Annotated in this window: 15 protein-coding genes, 1 tRNA gene and 1 pseudogene; 4 read left to right on the top strand and 13 right to left on the bottom strand. The window is 38.6% G+C overall.

The window, feature by feature from the left end; translation table 11 throughout:
* Nucleotides 1–277: pseudogene (locus P20480_RS18760) on the top strand (TonB-dependent receptor); the annotation flags it as partial.
* Between the two features lie 245 nt (nt 278–522).
* Here the strand turns inward: P20480_RS18760 and P20480_RS02235 are convergent.
* The 7 genes from P20480_RS02235 to P20480_RS02265 all read right to left on the bottom strand — a co-directional run bounded on the left by P20480_RS02235 (nt 523) and on the right by P20480_RS02265 (nt 5,853).
* Nucleotides 523–1,143, bottom strand: a complete 621-nt coding sequence (locus P20480_RS02235; RefSeq protein WP_006794455.1) for a BamJ family beta-barrel-assembly machinery protein — start codon at nt 1,141–1,143, stop codon at nt 523–525.
* A gap of 69 nt (nt 1,144–1,212) precedes the next feature.
* The gene (locus P20480_RS02240; RefSeq protein ID WP_008132468.1) at nt 1,213–1,599 is read right to left on the bottom strand and encodes a hypothetical protein; all 387 of its coding nucleotides are present in this window, start codon (nt 1,597–1,599) and stop codon (nt 1,213–1,215) included.
* Between the two features lie 51 nt (nt 1,600–1,650).
* Nucleotides 1,651–1,741, bottom strand: a tRNA-Ser gene (locus P20480_RS02245).
* 126 nt (nt 1,742–1,867) lie between these two features.
* Entirely contained in the window at nt 1,868–2,245 is a 378-nt protein-coding gene (locus P20480_RS02250; protein WP_006794457.1) for a hypothetical protein, read from the bottom strand.
* Between the two features lie 206 nt (nt 2,246–2,451).
* The gene (locus P20480_RS02255) at nt 2,452–3,000 is read right to left on the bottom strand and encodes an NAD(P)H nitroreductase (protein WP_006794458.1); all 549 of its coding nucleotides are present in this window, start codon (nt 2,998–3,000) and stop codon (nt 2,452–2,454) included.
* A 118-nt stretch (nt 3,001–3,118) separates the two neighbouring features.
* Nucleotides 3,119–3,802, bottom strand: coding sequence for an HvfX family Cu-binding RiPP maturation protein (locus tag P20480_RS02260; protein WP_006794459.1), 684 nt, complete (start codon nt 3,800–3,802; stop codon nt 3,119–3,121).
* An 89-nt stretch (nt 3,803–3,891) separates the two neighbouring features.
* Nucleotides 3,892–5,853, bottom strand: a complete 1,962-nt coding sequence (locus P20480_RS02265) for an oxidoreductase (protein WP_008132466.1) — start codon at nt 5,851–5,853, stop codon at nt 3,892–3,894.
* A 288-nt stretch (nt 5,854–6,141) separates the two neighbouring features.
* On the opposite strand from P20480_RS02265, the gene sppA reads away from it, so the two are divergent.
* Entirely contained in the window at nt 6,142–8,007 is a 1,866-nt protein-coding gene (gene sppA / locus P20480_RS02270; protein WP_008132465.1) for a signal peptide peptidase SppA, read from the top strand.
* Nucleotides 8,008–8,089: 82 nt separating this feature from the next.
* On the top strand, nt 8,090–9,100 hold the full coding sequence (gene ansA, locus P20480_RS02275; protein ID WP_006794462.1) for an asparaginase: 1,011 nt from the start codon (nt 8,090–8,092) through the stop codon (nt 9,098–9,100).
* A gap of 65 nt (nt 9,101–9,165) precedes the next feature.
* On the opposite strand, the gene gndA is transcribed toward ansA, so the two are convergent.
* Nucleotides 9,166–10,539: an NADP-dependent phosphogluconate dehydrogenase gene (gndA, locus tag P20480_RS02280; protein ID WP_008132461.1), complete on the bottom strand. Its 1,374-nt coding sequence runs from the start codon at nt 10,537–10,539 to the stop codon at nt 9,166–9,168.
* A gap of 378 nt (nt 10,540–10,917) precedes the next feature.
* Here gndA and pyk point away from each other — a divergent pair, with 378 nt between their 5' ends.
* Nucleotides 10,918–12,354 carry a pyruvate kinase gene (gene pyk / locus P20480_RS02285; protein WP_006794464.1) on the top strand — a complete coding sequence of 479 codons (1,437 nt, stop codon included), beginning with the start codon at nt 10,918–10,920 and terminating at the stop codon, nt 12,352–12,354.
* Between the two features lie 60 nt (nt 12,355–12,414).
* On the opposite strand, the gene P20480_RS02290 is transcribed toward pyk, so the two are convergent.
* The 5 genes from P20480_RS02290 to P20480_RS02310 form a co-directional block, all read right to left on the bottom strand.
* Nucleotides 12,415–13,239 (bottom strand): LytR/AlgR family response regulator transcription factor, encoded by an 825-nt coding sequence (locus tag P20480_RS02290; protein ID WP_006794465.1) that lies wholly within the window; start codon nt 13,237–13,239, stop codon nt 12,415–12,417.
* Nucleotides 13,236–14,309, bottom strand: coding sequence for a sensor histidine kinase (locus P20480_RS02295; RefSeq protein ID WP_008132460.1), 1,074 nt, complete (start codon nt 14,307–14,309; stop codon nt 13,236–13,238). The genes P20480_RS02290 and P20480_RS02295 overlap by 4 nt, the downstream gene beginning before the upstream one ends.
* 244 nt (nt 14,310–14,553) lie before the next feature.
* Complete coding sequence (locus tag P20480_RS02300; RefSeq protein ID WP_006794467.1) at nt 14,554–16,110, bottom strand: SulP family inorganic anion transporter; 1,557 nt, start codon at nt 16,108–16,110, stop codon at nt 14,554–14,556.
* 113 nt (nt 16,111–16,223) lie between these two features.
* On the bottom strand, nt 16,224–16,682 hold the full coding sequence (locus P20480_RS02305; protein WP_002960703.1) for an Lrp/AsnC family transcriptional regulator: 459 nt from the start codon (nt 16,680–16,682) through the stop codon (nt 16,224–16,226).
* Between the two features lie 115 nt (nt 16,683–16,797).
* Complete coding sequence (locus tag P20480_RS02310) at nt 16,798–17,439, bottom strand: MBL fold metallo-hydrolase (RefSeq protein WP_008132457.1); 642 nt, start codon at nt 17,437–17,439, stop codon at nt 16,798–16,800.
* Between the last annotated feature and the right edge of the window lies 1 nt (nt 17,440).

Here is a 17,440-nt window from a genome sequence, read left to right as displayed (position 1 = left end):
GTTACAGTATGATTTAGGTAACCTACAACTAACGTTAACTGGCACACATTACTTCGATCAAAATGATATCACTGCGTTTGAAAGCCAAACGGATGGTTATACGTTATTTGATGCTCAAGCTAACTACCAATTAGGGTTAGGTGCTGTTGATGCTCAATTTTATATAAATGTTGATAACCTGACTGATGAGCTTGGGTTTGTTCATACCTCATTTATAAAAGATAAAGCCCCTCTTCCAGGTAGAAATATTCGCTTGGGTGTTCGCGGCTACTTTTAATCATTAAAAGCTATGCTTTGAGATTAAAGTGTTTAATTAATAACTCCCTTTTGAAACCGCATTTTTAAATGCGGTTTTTTTTAATGACTTGCTTTGTAATTGGCGTTTGGCGTTTGGCGTTTGGCGTTAATCATTTTAAAAGTGACTATGCGTATTGCCTGACAATAATTAAAGGTAATTTTTATAGGCACAAAAAAACCGCGCTAATAATAAGCGCGGTTTTTTAACTAACTTAATAACGACTATTAAGAAAGGATTTCGTGTAGCTCAACATCAAATACAAGCGTTGAGAAAGGTGCAATTGCAGCACCTGCACCACGTTCACCATAAGCTAGCTCATGAGGAACGTAAATACGCCATTTAGTGCCTACTGGCATCATTTGTAAAGCTTCAGTCCAACCTTTGATCACGCCACCTACTGGGAATTCAGCTGGTTGACCGCGCTCGTAAGAGCTATCAAATACTGTACCGTTAATTAATGTACCGTGGTAATCAACACGTACTGTAGACTCAGCAGTTGGCTTTTCGCCTTCACCTGTTGCTAATACTTCATATTGAAGACCAGACTCAGTAACAGTGATTTCAGGACGTTTTGCGTTTTCTTCTAAGAATGCAATACCTTCAGCAGAAAGTACTTTTGACTCTTCTTCACGACGAGCTTGAATCTCTTCGTTAACTTTTTCAAATGCAGCTTGGATCTCTGGGATCTCAACTTGAAAAGCGCTACCTGCGTACGCATCTTTCATGCCTTCAAACACTGAATTTAGGTTTAAGCCTTCAAAAGGATTAGACTTAAGTTGCTCACCCATTTGTAAGCCAATACCGTAACTTGCTTTTTCAGCATCTGTAGTAAAATTATCTGACATAATGTGTTTTTCACGTTTTGTTAGTTAAAAGACATGAGTATGCTATCACAAAATAACGCACGTTTGGTGCTAGTTTTTATTGAGTTTTACCTTTAACAGACCAACAATAAAGCAACTAAGTATCAAACTGAATAAAAATCCGGCAAGCAATGAAAAAGTTAATAAACTATCGGTGCCGCCAATAATAATTGGTACAGCGACTAATCCAACTACACCAATAAAAACTGAGGCAACTAGGGGCCATTTTGTATCGTACTTAGTAATTAAGTGGGCCACTAAAATATTAAAACCTACACCATATGCAAACGCTGTAATTAATGGGTGTTCTGGTTGTGCATCGGCTGCCATTTTAATTAGTACGCTCATGCCGCTTTGGTAACAGTAACCAAACACGATCCATAAAAGAATGTGTTTTAAAAGCTGTGCACTCATAGGAATAGTTGCTTTGTCTGTCATTTATCAAACCCCAGATAGCAAAAAACCGCCATAAGGCGGTTTTTTAAATAATGGTGGAGAGATAGGGATTTGAACCCTAGATAGGCTACAAACCTATGCCGGTTTTCAAGACCGGTGCATTCGACCACTCTGCCATCTCTCCGTACGGCGCGAATAATATGGGTTATCGAGATATTTGTAAAGCTTTAAATGTAAAAAAATAAAATTTAATCTAGTAGCGTAAAAAAACTATCACTTATTCATTTTAAGATTTTAAAAATAGCGGTTACTAATAATACTGTTTAGGCCTACGCGCAATCCAAGAACACACTAAGCAAACCAACAAGCTCAATGAGAAAAAAGTAACCCCTTGAAAAATTAAATCAAAACGGTTTAAGTCGTCACTTGGCACAATGACAAACATAAAAGTAGGCAGAATACTCAACATAAGTACATAACAACACACTTTAAATGCACGTCCAAAATCAAATCGTTTAGATTGTTGCATCCACCAAGTAAGTAGTACCAATACACTGACGGCTGAACCGGCAATAAAAGGGGCAGCATTTGTACTCATTGCTACATATAACGTAACAAACGCACCTAAAAGCCCCCAAATTGACCAAGCGAGCCAGTTTTCTTTTTCACGTAAAAATAAATTTCCCATAATTTAAGTCTTCTTTATCGTTATTATTTTGAGACTCTCCATACATTATCAAAAAACAACCGATTAAAAAACAATCTGCAGAAGAATTATCAAGTTATTTAGCATCCATGCCCTTCTTGCAGTTTCTCACTGACAATAATAATCAGTGGTTAAAATTTACACTCAATTATAAGTGACCCTATATGTATGTAAAAGTTCACACTTATTTATAAATCCGTAAAATAAGTTTCCGGTTTATGTCTTGGAGATTTTTTACAATCGACGGCAGGTGTACCTATATACAAGTAACCCACAATTTCATCTAACTCGTTTAAATTAAGCGCTAGCTTAACCGCATTACTTTGTGCAAAATAACCCGTGCGCCAAATACCCCCTAACCCTTGTGCAAATGCGGCTTGTTGCATTGCAAGTACGCTACACCCTGCGCTTTGCACTTGCTCGATACGAGGAACTTTAGGATGTTGTTGATATTTAGCAATGGCAATGATGATCATTGGAGCACGAAGCGGTAATTCTTTAGCTCGGTTTATAACTTTATCTTCTTGTTGCTCTGCCACAGCACTCTCGTGGTAAATCGACCCTAACTTTTCACGCGCTTGCCCTTCAACAACAATAAATTGCCATGGCGCTATGCAACCATGATCGGGGACACGAAGTGCAGCTTGTTTAATAATATTAAGCTGCTCAATTGATGGGCCAGGCTCTGTTAGTTTTGAGTCGGATTGGCGAGTTAATAAAAGCTCAATAGCGTCCATAATTATTTCTCGATATTTAAAACGCTAGGGTAACATTTTAAGTCTGTGTTGATAAATATTGAAATAAAAACGCCAGCAAAAAATAATTTTTGCTGGCGTATATAAACTTACGTTAAATTTACTCTTTAAAGACACTTCTTCTGAGCCAATAATCAACGCTTACAAAACGCCCACCTCCGGTGAAAAATAAACTCAGGAGCATTGCGAAATAAATGGCAGCAAATTCTATCCCATTATTTAAAATTGAAGGTTTACCTTTTTCGTACAGGTAATCTACAAACCCATGCTCATCGACTATTGATCGTATTTTGCCAATTCGCTCTTGTACTTCAACTGAGTTTTCAAGACTTTCTTTGGCGCCGGGTATAGACAACCAATCAAGTACCTGAGCTGCACTCGTGTCAGGGTTAGTCGGAGCAATTGCAAACCAGCCGTTGTGCCAATGCACTGATGTTGCAGCAACAACCATAGTAAACATTAGAGGAATACTTACGAGGCGAGTCAATAGGCCTAATAATAAAAACCAACCTCCCAAAAATTCGCTCCAACCAGCTAAAAATGCAAGTAAGTCGGGAAACGGTAAACCTAAGCCCCATTCACTATTTCCAAACCATTGCACAACATCAGGTGATGCTAATAAATTATTGAAAAAGCCAGTAGCATCGCCGCTGATGGCGAGCTTATTATAACCCGCGATAATCATCACAGGGGCTAAAATTAATCTAAAAAGTAAAGGAGGTAACCCATCTAAAAATGATAGTTTACCTATTGCAGCTACATAGAAGCGAGTCAGTGTGTTCATGCGTATCCTGTGTTTAATGTTTATTTAGTTATAGACTATAAACAACCAAGACCGCATGAATTACTAAACTATTTCAACTTGTCGAAAGGTTAAATACTTCTCGCTATTTGAAGGGCTTCAAAAATAGCGCGCTTAGCATCAATTGCAGCAGCGAGTTTAGCGCCACCAATAACGTGTACTTTAGCGTTTTCAGCATGAGGCTTTACAACTTCATCATTTGAAACTTGACCAATACACGCAATAACAGTGTCGACCGGTAAAACCTGAGTTTCACCACCAACTGCAATAGTTAAACCCTTGCTATCGAAGCTTTGATACTGACAATCCGCAATTTGTTTTACACCATGCTGCTTAGCTACTTGACGATGGATCCAACCTGTTGTTTTTCCAAGTTCACTACCAAATCGGCCAGCGCTTCTTTTTAACATGTACAACTGACGCTCGTCTTTGTGTGGCTTCGGTTCACATTCAATTCCCCACTGCGTTTTAAACTCATCAATGGTTTGTGATTTATGTTCACTTAAAAATGCCACCATATCAAAACCAATGCCGCCAGCACCTAAAATGGCAATAGAGTTGCCTAACTCGACTTCGCCACGAATTACTTCATCGTATGCAAATACTCGTTTGTTATCACTACATTTAATTGACGCCTCACGTGGGCGAACACCCGTGGCAAATACAATGTCGTCGTACTGTGTCAGCATTGACTCGTTGTATGATGTTTCGAGCTTAACCGCTACATCTAAACGTTCTAGCTCATTAATAAAGTATGCCAGTGTATGATTAAAGTCTTCTTTGCCAGGTATTTGCATGGCTAAATTAAATTGGCCACCCATTTGCGCTTTTTGGTCAATCAAAGTGACCTTATGACCTTTTTGAGCCAAATAACAACTTGCGGATAAGCCAGCAGGGCCTGCGCCCACAACAAGTACATTTTTTGAGTTTGTCGCTTTATCGAGCGGGTAATCAAGCTCAAAAGCCGCTTGAGGATTAACCAAGCAGGTTGCACGTTTATTTTTAAATACATGATCTAAACAGCCTTGGTTACAGCCAATACAAATGTTAATTTGTTTTGTTTGATCATTTTGATATTTATTAAAAAACTCAGGATCAGCTAATAAAGGTCTAGCCATTGATATGAGGTCGGCTTCACCTGCATTTAAAATGTCATTTGCAATGTCAGGTGTATTAATACGGTTTACTGCAATGACTGGAACGCTAACAACACTTTTTAAGCGCTTAGACGCTTCTTTAAAGGCTCCTGGTGGAACCATACTTGCAATCGTAGGAACGCGCGCTTCATGCCAGCCAATACCCGTATTAAAAATATCAACCCCGGCTTTTTCAAGCTCAGTGGCTTGAATAACCACTTCATCAGGAGTGGACCCATCAGGGATTAGATCCATAACTGACAGTCTAAATATAATTAAAAATTTATCAGATACTTTAGCCCTAACCGCTTTGACTATTTCAAGCGCTAGGCGCATTCTGTTTTCAAGGCTTCCACCAAATTCGTCTTCGCGTTTGTTGGTGTGTGGCGCCATGAATTCATTAATCAAATAACCTTCAGACCCCATTACCTCAACGCCATCATACCCAGCTTTTTCAGCCATATAAGCAGAGTGCGCAAAGTCTTTAATCGTTTTTTTAATTGAGCTCAGTGACATTTCTTTAGGCTTGTAGGGATTAATTGGAGCCTGAATAGCACTGGGTGCCTGATTGAAAGGATGATAAGCATAGCGACCCGCATGCAGTAACTGTAAACAAATTTTCCCACCATGTTTATGAACAGCATCTGTGTATGCGCGATGCTTAAAAACATCATAATAACTGTTAAAAGAAGACGATATTGGCGTTAACTTGCCTCGCAGGTTCGGGCTATAGCCACCGGTAATGAGCATGGCTGTGCCGCCTTTTGCACGGGCTTCATAAAATGCACGTAAACGTTTTCTGTTATGCCATCCCTCTTCGAGGCCCGTATGCATTGAGCCCATAACTAATCTGTTTCGTAATTGTGTGTGTTTTAATTGTAGTTGTTGTTCTAACATCTCATGCCCCATTAACTGGTCTAACCTGTGTAGATTAACTAATTCTGCTTTAATGATAACGAATAAGCAATATTTGCATGTATTTAATTGATACTTAAGACACGCTTAAAATACGTACTCATCTCAAAATTACTATTTAATGCGAGAGTGTATCGCATAATAAATCCATTGTTTTCGGTAGCTTGAACGTATTTATAAACACTTCGTTACGATTTAGCAGTTAAATTTATATTTATTCTAGGATAAGATGAAACAAATGTATTAGCTGTACCAAATTAAGGAGCTATTTTGATAGCAAAAATATTCAAAGGCATTTGGGCTGGAATAAACTTTTCTCGTCGATTAATAATCAACTTTTTGTTTGTGCTACTTGTTATTGTATTTATTGCAGGTATATCAAGCGATGATGATAAAATTATTGTAGAGGAAGGCTCTGTTCTTAGGTTAAACCTAAATGGTCCATTGGTTGAAGAAAAGTTATATGTAGATCCTATTGAGGCGGCTTTAAATGACGCAACATCAGGTAACGACCAACCAAGTGAGATTTTACTTGATGATGTTGTTGAAGTCATAAACGAAGCAGCAAAAGATAGTCGTATTAGTGTACTGCTTCTTGATTTACAAGAAATGCCTAAAGCGCATTTAAATAAACTTAAACAAATTACCAACGCTATTGAAGGCTTCAAACAGGCTGGCAAAAAAGTAATCGCTACAGGTTACTACTACACGCAAGCGCAATATTACATTGCTGCACATGCTGACGAAATAGCGATGCATCCGTATGGAAGCGTAGCTATTGAAGGTTACGGCATGTACCCACTGTATTTTAAAGACGCACTAGAAAAACTAGAAGTAACACAGCATATTTTTAGAGTAGGTACATTTAAATCAGCTGTTGAACCCTTTATCCGTAACGATATGTCTGATGCGGCTAAAGAAGCAAATCGTGTATGGTTGGGTGCACTTTGGAATGAGTATAAGCAAGATGTTTCTGCTGTACGTCCATTCGACGAGTCAAACTTTGATGAAACTATGGATGTTTACCTAGAAAAAATGCAAGCTGCTAACGGTGATGCTGGTAAATATGCACTCGATAATCAATGGGTTGATTCGCTTAAAACAACTCAGCAAATACGCCAACAATTGATAGATTTAGTGGGTGCGCAAGAAGATGGTAAAACATTTAAACACGTTTCGTTTCGTCAATACCTGAGCCTGGTTAAGCCTCCTGTCGTTTTTGATAACCCAATTACTGAGAAAGTAGCGGTTGTTGTAGCGAGAGGAACAATTGTAGATGGTGAGCGCAGAGCGGGCGAAATTGGTGGTGACTCTACCGCAGCCCTTCTCCGTAAAGCAAGACTTGATGATAAAGTAAAAGCAGTGGTACTTCGTATTGATTCAGGTGGCGGTAGTATGTTCGCATCTGAAGTTATTCGCGCAGAGGTATTAGCTCTAAAAGCAGGCGGTAAACCTGTTATCGCATCAATGAGTTCTGTTGCGGCATCTGGCGGTTACTGGATTGCATCTGCTGCAAACGAAATATGGGCTGCACCAAGTACGATTACAGGGTCGATTGGCGTATTTGGTACACTTATGACATTTGAAAATACACTATCAAAAATTGGGGTGTATTCTGATGGTGTTGCAACCACCGAAATGGCAGGTTTTTCTGTCACTCGCCCACTTAACGAAAAAATGGCTCAAGTTATTCAAATGAGTGTTGAAGAGGCTTACGGTCGATTTTTGAATGTTGTAGCTCAGGCTCGAGGCATGACGCCTGAGGAAGTTGATGCAATTGCGCAAGGTCGAGTTTGGATTGCTTCTCAAGCACTTGAACTGGGATTAATTGATAAGCTAGGTGATAAGCAAGATGCAATTGATGCTGCAGCCGCCCTTGCTAAGTTAGAAAACTACGATGTTAAAACAATCACACAAGATTTGAGCCCGCAAGAAAAAATGCTACAAGACATTTTTGGAAGTGCATCAGTGAAATCGATGTTGGGTCTTCAAACACAAGCACCACCTGTTTTAGCAACACAAGCTAATTTAAACAGCGTCATTCAACAACTGAGTAGTGAAGTTGAAAGCCTCAAGGATTATAACGATCCACAGGGTGTGTACGCTCGTTGTTTAGAGTGTAAAGTTGCACAATAAAGGTGCGTGATTCACACTCGTTGCTTTATTTACACTAGCGACAGGTTATACTAAGCCCATTTTTTTTTACTGGGCTTTTTTTATGAAACGTAAACGCATTTATATCGCTTATACCGGCGGTACCATAGGAATGAAAAAATCAAGTCGGGGTTACATTCCCGCAGAAGGTTTCTTAACCGAAACGGTTATGAACAATGCCGAATTTAATCGTGATGAAATGCCCTTATTTGATATTCACGAATACTGTCCACTTATTGATTCATCTGACATGTCCCCTGCGCACTGGCAGCTTATTGCAGATGATATAAAAAGCAAATATCAGCAATACGACGGCTTTGTTGTACTGCATGGTACAGACACCATGGCCTATACTGCATCGGCACTTTCATTCATGTTTGATAATTTAACTAAACCCGTTATTGTTACCGGATCGCAAATTCCACTTTCTCAACTACGATCTGATGGACAGGTTAATTTGTTAAATGCGATGTACTTAGCTGCTAATTACCCAATTGCAGAAGTGAGTCTGTTTTTTAATAACCAGTTATTTAGAGGTAATAGAGCTACTAAAGCACATGCAGATGGTTTTGATGCCTTTGCTTCACCAAATTTAGAGCCTCTTGCATTATCAGGCATTAATATTCAACTTATTAAAGGCCAACTAAGTCCTTATGTTGAAAACGAACTTCAAGTAACCACAATAACACCACAGCCAATTGGCGTACTTTATTTATACCCAGGAATAAGTACCGAGGTTGTGAAGAGCCTTGTAAACGATAACATTAAGGCTTTAGTGTTATTAAGCTTTGGCGTGGGTAATGCACCTCAAGACGATAAGTTTTTATCTGTTTTAAGTGAAGCAAGTAATAAAGGAATGATTATTGTTAATTTAACACAATGCCTAAAAGGCCAAGTCAATATGGGCGGTTACGCAACCGGCAACGCCTTATTAAATATTGGCGTTATTAGTGGGTATGATATGACTTTAGAAGCCTGCCTAACCAAACTTCATTGCCTATTCAGCCAGAATCTAGAAATCGAGACTATTCGCCACTTAATGCAAGATAATATGCGTGGTGAATTAACAAGATAAAGAGTTACACATCTGGAGAATCAAAAAAGGCACGCTTATAGCGTGCCTTTTTGTCTAATAAAGAATTAACGAACTTTAGCGTCAATCTCAACTAGGTCAGTCAAATGGCAGGTTTCACCACTATGGGTTTTAATGCCATGCTCACCAAAATAATCACGCTGGGCTTGAACTAGGTGCCCATTACTTGGTGTTGTTAACGTTGCTAGGTAAGTTTGTGTAGAGCTTAATACAGGAAACGCCAAACCAGACATAACAGCTTGTCCTGTTATCTTACGTAGTGCATTCGCCTCTTTATCGAGTGAATCTATAAATTCGACTCCTTGCGCCACGCTATCTAGGTAGTCAGCTCGAATAATACAACCTGCACGCCAAGTTTGTAATGTTTTCGACAAATCAACTTTCCACTGGTGTGTACGAGATGCGCCTTTAATTAGTGCTAAACCTTGGCGATACGCAAGTAAACTAGCAAGTGTAAATGCATCTTTAAGCTCTTCGAGATCAATATCAACGATATTGGTTGATTTTGAAGCGTACGTCATTTCTTGTGCAGCGGTTGTATCGCAGGCATTGGTTAGGTGTCTGGCTTGAACAGCAGCGACAAGTGATGGTACTGCAATTCCTAACTCTAGCGCGTTTTGTGCAGTCCACAAACCTGTACCTTTAGCGCCAACTTTATTATCAATAAGGTCGACTAGTGGCTCATTTTTATCATTTTCAAGGGTTAATATGTGGCTAGAGATAGAAAGTAAGTAACTATTTAACTGCCCTTGTTCCCACTCATCAAATATTGCAGCTACTTCTTTTGGAGAACGGTTAGTTCCTGAGCGTAGTAATTGATACATTTCTGCAATGAGTTGCATAAGTGCATATTCAATGCCGTTGTGAACCATTTTAACAAAGTGTCCACTTGCCGATTGGCCAACACGTGCAAAACAAGAGCTACCATTGTAACTTGCAGCTACTTTTTCAAACCATGGTTCAATACGTTCCCAGCCACCTTCTGACCCACTTGCCATCATTGCTGGGCCATGGCGGGCACCTTCTGCACCACCTGAAATACCCATGGTGGCAAACTCAAATTTATTTTGGTATTTAAGTTTACGCGTAATACCATCTTTATAATTACTGTTACCACAATCAACTATAATATCATCACACTCTACGCCTGCGTTTACCAGTTCATTACAAACGGTATCTACTAACTCACCCGCAGGAACAAGTAATAAAATAGAACGAGGTGCTTCTAAACGCCTTACCATGTCTCCTAAATCAGAAACAATGTGAAGTTTGTCAGCCATGCCTTGAGATTTAGCACAACTTATTAACTCTTCACCCGCATGTGGGTTTTTGTCATAAGCAACAAGCGTTATCCCCTTTTCTATCAAATTTAGGGCAAGATTTTTCCCCATAACGCCTAACCCGACTAATGCAACTTGCATTTAGTGTCCTCCTCGGTAACAACTATTTGGTTAGAAAATTCAATGTATTCATTCAATAATACCGCATGCTTTATACGTATACAGTAATAAAATACTAACAATGAGCCAATACAAAGTAATATTTCACTACAGGTATAAAAGCCCCGCAATTATATCAAATATCATCGAGCAAAGGGTGACTAAAAGCAAAGCAAATTAAAATTATGATCATTGACGCATTTTGACACCGGTGTCATAATGATGACACAATAGTTTTGTATAAAATAGTGGCAATTCTTTTAGCTTTGCCTACAACTAAAGATATAGCTTTATAAAGCTATATCTATCGTAAACAAAATAACCGTCAACCTGCTTTCACCAAGCACACAGGAGAAATTGATGCTAAGACGCACAAAAATAGTCGCTACCCTTGGGCCCGCTACCGATAGAGATAACAACTTAGAAAAAATTATTCGCGCAGGCGCAAACGTAGTACGTTTAAACTTCTCACACGGTGTGGCTCAAGATCATAAAGACCGTGCACAAGCAGTTCGTGATATTGCAAAACGATTGAACAAACATATTGCTATTCTTGCCGACCTTCAAGGTCCTAAAATCCGTGTATCAACGTTTAAAGAAGGCAAAGTAACCCTAGAAGTGGGCGCTAAGTTTATTCTTGATGCAAAAATGGAAAAAGGGCAAGGCGATGTAAACGCTGTAGGCATCGATTATAAAGAGCTTCCACAAGACGTATCTCCTAACGATTTACTTCTTTTAAATGATGGTTTAATTCAACTTACAGTTGATAAAGTAGTTGATCATCTAGTTCACTGTACCGTTACAGTGGGAGGTGTTTTATCAAATAATAAAGGGATTAACCGTTTGGGCGGTGGATTAACTGCCCCTGCGTTTACTGATAAAGACAAAGAAGATTTAATCACAGCAGCAGAAATCGATGTAGATTATATTGCGGTATCTTTTCCACGTAGTGGTGATGATATGCGTTACGTTCGTTCTTTAGCAGAAGCAGCTGGCTCTAAAGCGCAACTTCTTGCAAAAATTGAACGTGCTGAAGCTGTAGAAACGCAAGAAGCGATTGACGACATTGTACTTGCTTCAGATGCTGTTATGGTTGCGCGTGGTGACTTAGGTGTAGAAATTGGCGATGCTGCGTTAATGGGCAAGCAAAAGCTTATTATTCGTCGTGCTCGTTCATTGAACCGTACTGTTGTTACAGCAACGCAAATGATGGAATCGATGATCGATAACCCAATGCCAACACGTGCTGAAGTAATGGATGTTGCAAACGCAGTGCTTGATGGTACCGACGCTGTAATGCTTTCTGCAGAAACCGCAGCGGGTGATTACCCTGAAGAAACTGTAGCGACTATGGCGCGAGTTTGTTTAGGTGCTGAATCACAAAAAGAAACACACGTATCTAAGCACCGTTTAGATAGCCGTTTTTCTAATAATGCAGAATCAATTGCATTATCTGCTATGTATGCAGCAAACCATTTAGACTCTGTTAAAGCTATTGTAACGCTTACTGAATCAGGTAGCACAGCAAAACTAATGTCACGTATTAGTTCGGGTTTACCAATCTACTCACTATCTCGTCATGCTAGTACACTTGGTCAAACCGCACTTTATCGTGGTGTTTACCCTGTGTTTTTTGATTCAACACAAACAGAAAAAGATGCAATGGTTAAAGCAGCTTTAGATACGCTTGTTGCCCAAGGATCATTAGCGTCAGGTGATACTGTGATTTTAACGCATGGTGATTCAATGGAAACGGTTGGTGCAACAAATACAATGAAAATTGTTACTGTTGAGTAATTAACGTACTTTAAAAAAATGCGAGCTTAGCTCGCATTTTTTTATTTCTAACTATAATTTTTAGCTCGCTAATGCTGCTTTTACTTTATCTCGGTAACTTCGGCTTACTTTCAACTCTTGTCCATTTTCTAAAACAAGTAAATACTCGCCACTAACCTGTGTTACTAATTTACTGATTTGTTTTGTATTTACAATTGCGCTGCGATGAACCCTAACAAATAAATGAGGGTCGAGCTCTTGCTCAAGTTCTTTCATTGTTTTACGTAATATATGTGTTTGTCCATCTTGGCAATGTAAACACATATAATCACCTGCTGCATCAACCCATTGAATGGTTGCTGCTGGAACACGAATAATTTCGCCCTGCTCTTTTACTGCCAACGACTCTGGGTAACGTTTATCAGCTAAAGTATCACCGGTTGCTAGTTTTTTGAGAATTTCTTCACAGTTATTTCCGGTAATGCCAGCTACAAAACTCGCGAGTTTTTTCTTATGGGCGTTGTCTTGTTGCGTTTTTAAATAGGTATGCACTTTTTCTACCGCCTGTTTTAGTCTGTTATCATCAACGGGTTTTAAAATGTAATCCAATGCATGAATTTCAAATGCTTTTACTGCAAATTGATCAAATGCGGTAACAAACACGATTGCAGGTAGTACTTTAGTGCTTTCACTTAACGCGCGAGCAACTTCAAAACCATTCATGCCTGGCATTTGAATATCTAAAAATACTAAATCTATTTTTTCGTTTTTACACGTCTGTATTGCATCTGCACCTGAACTGCATAATTTAATAACTTCAATATCATCAAATTCTGAAAGTCTTACATCTAAACCTTTGCGCGCTAATGGTTCATCATCAACAATAAGCGTTCTGATTTTCATCATTTCTTCACAGCCTTCTCAAACGGCACTCGCAGATTAACTTTTAATCCACTTGGCGTATTATGTGATAATACAAACGAATAATTATTTTCGTAGAGCGTTTTTAATCTATCTTTGGTATTTGCAATGCCAACACCTTGTGCGTTAACAAGCTTGCCATTTTCTAATTCTGTGCCAGGCCCGTTATCTCCCACTTCAAGGAGTAATTCGTTAGCAAACACTTGGGCTTTAATATCAATTACACCACCAGCAGATAAGTGGGCAATCGCATATTTAATTGCGTTCTCAATAATAGGTTGCAATATAAGACTAGGCACAAGCGCTTGTTTTGCTTGTTCACTTACGTCTATGTTTACCTTTAAACGTTCATCAAAACGTACTCTTTCAATATCAAGATATAGCTTTAACGCATGTAACTCTTGCTCAAGTGGTACTTTTTTTATGGGATCGGTATTTAATGTGTATCTTAAAAAGTCACTCAATTTAGAGACCATTAAGTTAGCATCTTTATTTTCTTTTACCAAAACTAATGTTGAAATGGCATTTAGCGTATTGAATAAAAAATGCGGGTTAAGCTGATACCTAAGCATTTTTAATTGGGCTTCGTGGGCCATTGTAGTTGCTTTTAATGCTTTTTGACGTTCACTTTGCAATAGCTGATAATATTTAACGCCAAAGTATAAACCACTCCAACACAAAATAATGTAAACAGAATCCAATCCTTGTTGCAGGTAATAAAACCACTCTTCTGGCCTGTAACCATGGCGATATATTTCCCATAGATTAAATTTTTGTACAACAGCCCATAATGTACCTGTGACATAAGATGCACCAAACACCACTAACATCAGCACTATAGGTGAAGCATTCCAAACTGTACGGTAAATATAGCGAAGAGGTACTGTCATAAGACAGCCAGCATAAGCATTTAATAATATAACAAATACGTAAATATCACGCATTTCAAATACTTTAGAACCAATGTAATTGACAAGCGCATACCCTATCCAGCCTGCAATCTGCAAAAGCCAAAAAAAGCGCTGACGGTTATCAATTAAAGATTGCCAATTCAAAATTTACACTGTCTCCAAAATAGTAACTACTTTAAAATCTATTCTTAGCTTGTATTTATTAATGACTAATTAATTTTATAAATAAACTAATTCATATCATCGCCTATTATATAGATTTACGAGGCTGTTTAGCACTACCGCCTATCTTAGTTTTTAATACAATCAACGCAAACTTAACTTACGCGCAATAAAAAAGCGAAAGGTATTACCCTTTCGCTTTCATTAACACGTTGATAATTATTGTTTAAGCAAGTTTATCTGACGCAACTTTATAAGTTGGATCCTCTATTACATTTACTTCAACTAAATCACGCGCTTTGTGCAGTAACTGAGTACAGTCTTTACTTAAATGACGCAAATGAAGCTGTTTACCTGCTTTAGTATATTTATCAGCTAATGCGTCGATAGCCTCTATTGCACTGTGATCTGATACACGGCTATGTTTAAACTCTACAATAACGTTCTCTGGGTCATTTTTAACATCAAATAATTCAGAAAAGTTTTTAACTGAACCAAAAAATAATGGCCCATGTAACTCATATACTTTTGAGCCTTCTTCATCAATGTAGTTAGTTGTATAAATATGCTTGGCATGTTGCCATGCAAAAACAAGTGCAGACACGATGACACCTACACACACTGCAATCGCTAAATCGGTAATCACCGTTACACCTGAAACCAACACGATTACAAAGGCATCTGACAATGGAACGCGCTTCATCATTTTAAAACTTGCCCATTCAAATGTACCAAGCACAACCATAAACATAACCCCAACAAGTGCGGCAAGTGGGATCATTTCAATTAAACTTGAAGCAAAAATGATAAATGCAAGCAACATTAATGCTGCACTGATACCTGATAAACGTGAACGACCGCCAGAATTAATATTAATCATTGATTGGCCAATCATTGCACAACCACCCATTGCACCAAAAAAGCCACACGTTATATTTGCAGCGCCTTGGCCAATACACTCTTTGTTACTGTGACCACGGGTTTCAGTAATTTCATCAATTAAGCTAAGCGTTAATAATGACTCTATCAGGCCGATAGCAGCAAGTATCAGTGCATAAGGGAAGATAATTTGCAGCGTATCTAAATTAAATGGCACCATAGGAATATGAAACTCTGGCAACCCACCTGCGATTGTTGCCGCTTCGTCACCTGTCATCCCTTTTAAAAAATCTAATACGGTATGTGCTTCAAGGTCTAAACCAATCACTAAGCCAGTCACCGTTACAATCGCAACCAAAGACGAAGGAATAGCCGTTGTTAACTTAGGAAGGAAATGAATAATTCCCATAGTTAGCGCGACTAGCCCTAGCATAATAAACAATGGTTCACCCGTCATCCATTGCTGACCGCCCATACCGTCAGGTACTTTAAACTGACCTAACTGGGCTAAAAATATAACAATAGCTAAGCCGTTTACAAACCCTAGCATTACAGGATGCGGTACCATACGAATAAACTTACCGAGCTTGAATATTCCCGCGAGTATTTGCAAAATACCCATCAAAAGCACGGTTGCAAAGAGATACTCAACACCATGATCAAGTACTAAACTTACCATAACAACCGCTAATGCACCGGTAGCACCTGAAATCATACCAGGGCGGCCGCCAAATATAGCCGTAATTAAACCTACGATAAACGCGGCATATAGACCAACTAAAGGTTCTACATTTGCTACAAAGGCAAACGCAACAGCTTCTGGCACTAAGGCTAACGCCACAGTTAAACCAGATAGAATATCGTTTTTAGCAGAGCTTGGCGCCCTACTGAGTAAGTTAAACATTGAGATCCTCAGGTGTGTTTTGGGTATAAAAAAAGCGCTAAATTCTAGCAAATTAGCGCTCATTTAACAATTACATTGTCTTTTAAACTAAATAGCTCTAAAAAGTTATCCGTTTACAAAGGAAGAGAAGTGCTTCGTTTTACACATGTCATTGTTACATTTGAATGCACTTCCTGTACATATTCCAAACTTAATAAATTATCTCTGACAAAATGTTCGTAACCCTCTATACCTTGTGAAATTATGCGTAACATAAAATCCATGGTACCAGCCATTGTATAACACTCTGTAACTTCATCATAACTCATGATCAGTTTTTCAAACTCAGCCAGATTTTTTTTACCATGGTTAGATAAACGCACATGTGCGTATACCAGCATATCAAAGCCTAGTTTCTTTTCATCTAACAATGCCACTTTGCTTTTTATGTAGCCGTCTTGTTCAAGTTTAGCAATTCGACGCCAACAAGGTGATTGAGATAAGCCTACTTTGTCGGCTATTTCAGCAGTTGATAGACTTGCGTCTTGTTGCAAAAGTGCCAAAATTTGGCGATCTACGTGATTTAGAGACATTTTATTTCTTATTTATCAAATAAACTGGTTAAATTATACAACCATTTTTAAAAACAGTCTGCTTATTTTTAGTTTTTCTATGTATAAATTATTCATAATTAATACATTTAACTCACTATCCGTACTGCCCACTCACAAAAGGGTTCGTTTTAATTTCATGCTCTACCGTTGTCTCGCTGCCATGCCCCGACAAAATAGCGGTCTTCACCGGCAAGGTTAATATATTAGCCTTAATAGATTCTAAAAGTTGTTGACTATTGCCTTGTGGAAAGTCGGTTCGACCCACAGAGCCTTTAAATATAACGTCACCAACAATTACGCATTTATTATCTTGTTCATAAAATACAATATGTCCTGGCGTATGACCTGGGCAATGCATTACATCGAATTTTAATTTACCTAGGCTCAAAGTGTCACCATGCGATAGCCACTCATCTGGGTAAAAAGGATCAATAGGAGGAAAACCAAACATTTGAGCTTGCATTGGTAAATTATCAAACCAAAAACGTTCATCCTTGTGCGGGCCAATAATTTTAATATCAAACTGCCTACGAAGCACGTCAGCTGCACCAACATGGTCTAAGTGCCCATGGGTTAACCAAACAGCTTTTAAGGTTAAACTATTACTCGTTAAAGTAGCAATTATCTTATCGCTGTCACCACCGGGGTCAACAACGATTGCTTCTTGAGTACTTTCGCAAGCTATTATTCTGCAATTTTGTGAAAAAGGTGTCACCGGTATTGTTATAATTTTCATC

Origin of the sequence: Pseudoalteromonas sp. BSi20480 (assembly GCF_000241365.1) — a bacterium.
Lineage (GTDB): Bacteria > Pseudomonadota > Gammaproteobacteria > Enterobacterales > Alteromonadaceae > Pseudoalteromonas > Pseudoalteromonas marina.
Note: the sequence above shows the minus strand (reverse complement) of the source record. Positions and strands in the feature narration are given on the sequence as shown.

Bases quoted from the DNA above. Each gene is read 5' to 3' on its own strand.
- P20480_RS02235 (WP_006794455.1), bottom strand. From the start codon at position 1,143: ATGTCAGATAATTTTACTACAGATGCTGAAAAAGCAAGTTACGGTATT.
- P20480_RS02240 (WP_008132468.1), bottom strand. From the start codon at position 1,599: ATGACAGACAAAGCAACTATTCCTATGAGTGCACAGCTTTTAAAACAC.
- P20480_RS02300 (WP_006794467.1), bottom strand. From the start codon at position 16,110: ATGTTTAACTTACTCAGTAGGGCGCCAAGCTCTGCTAAAAACGATATT.
- P20480_RS02260 (WP_006794459.1), bottom strand. From the start codon at position 3,802: ATGAACACACTGACTCGCTTCTATGTAGCTGCAATAGGTAAACTATCA.
- P20480_RS02255 (WP_006794458.1), bottom strand. From the start codon at position 3,000: ATGGACGCTATTGAGCTTTTATTAACTCGCCAATCCGACTCAAAACTA.
- gndA (WP_008132461.1), bottom strand. From the start codon at position 10,539: ATGCAAGTTGCATTAGTCGGGTTAGGCGTTATGGGGAAAAATCTTGCC.
- ansA (WP_006794462.1), top strand. From the start codon at position 8,090: ATGAAACGTAAACGCATTTATATCGCTTATACCGGCGGTACCATAGGA.
- P20480_RS02305 (WP_002960703.1), bottom strand. From the start codon at position 16,682: ATGTCTCTAAATCACGTAGATCGCCAAATTTTGGCACTTTTGCAACAA.
- P20480_RS02265 (WP_008132466.1), bottom strand. From the start codon at position 5,853: ATGTTAGAACAACAACTACAATTAAAACACACACAATTACGAAACAGA.
- pyk (WP_006794464.1), top strand. From the start codon at position 10,918: ATGCTAAGACGCACAAAAATAGTCGCTACCCTTGGGCCCGCTACCGAT.
- P20480_RS02290 (WP_006794465.1), bottom strand. From the start codon at position 13,239: ATGATGAAAATCAGAACGCTTATTGTTGATGATGAACCATTAGCGCGC.
- P20480_RS02310 (WP_008132457.1), bottom strand. From the start codon at position 17,439: ATGAAAATTATAACAATACCGGTGACACCTTTTTCACAAAATTGCAGA.
- P20480_RS02250 (WP_006794457.1), bottom strand. From the start codon at position 2,245: ATGGGAAATTTATTTTTACGTGAAAAAGAAAACTGGCTCGCTTGGTCA.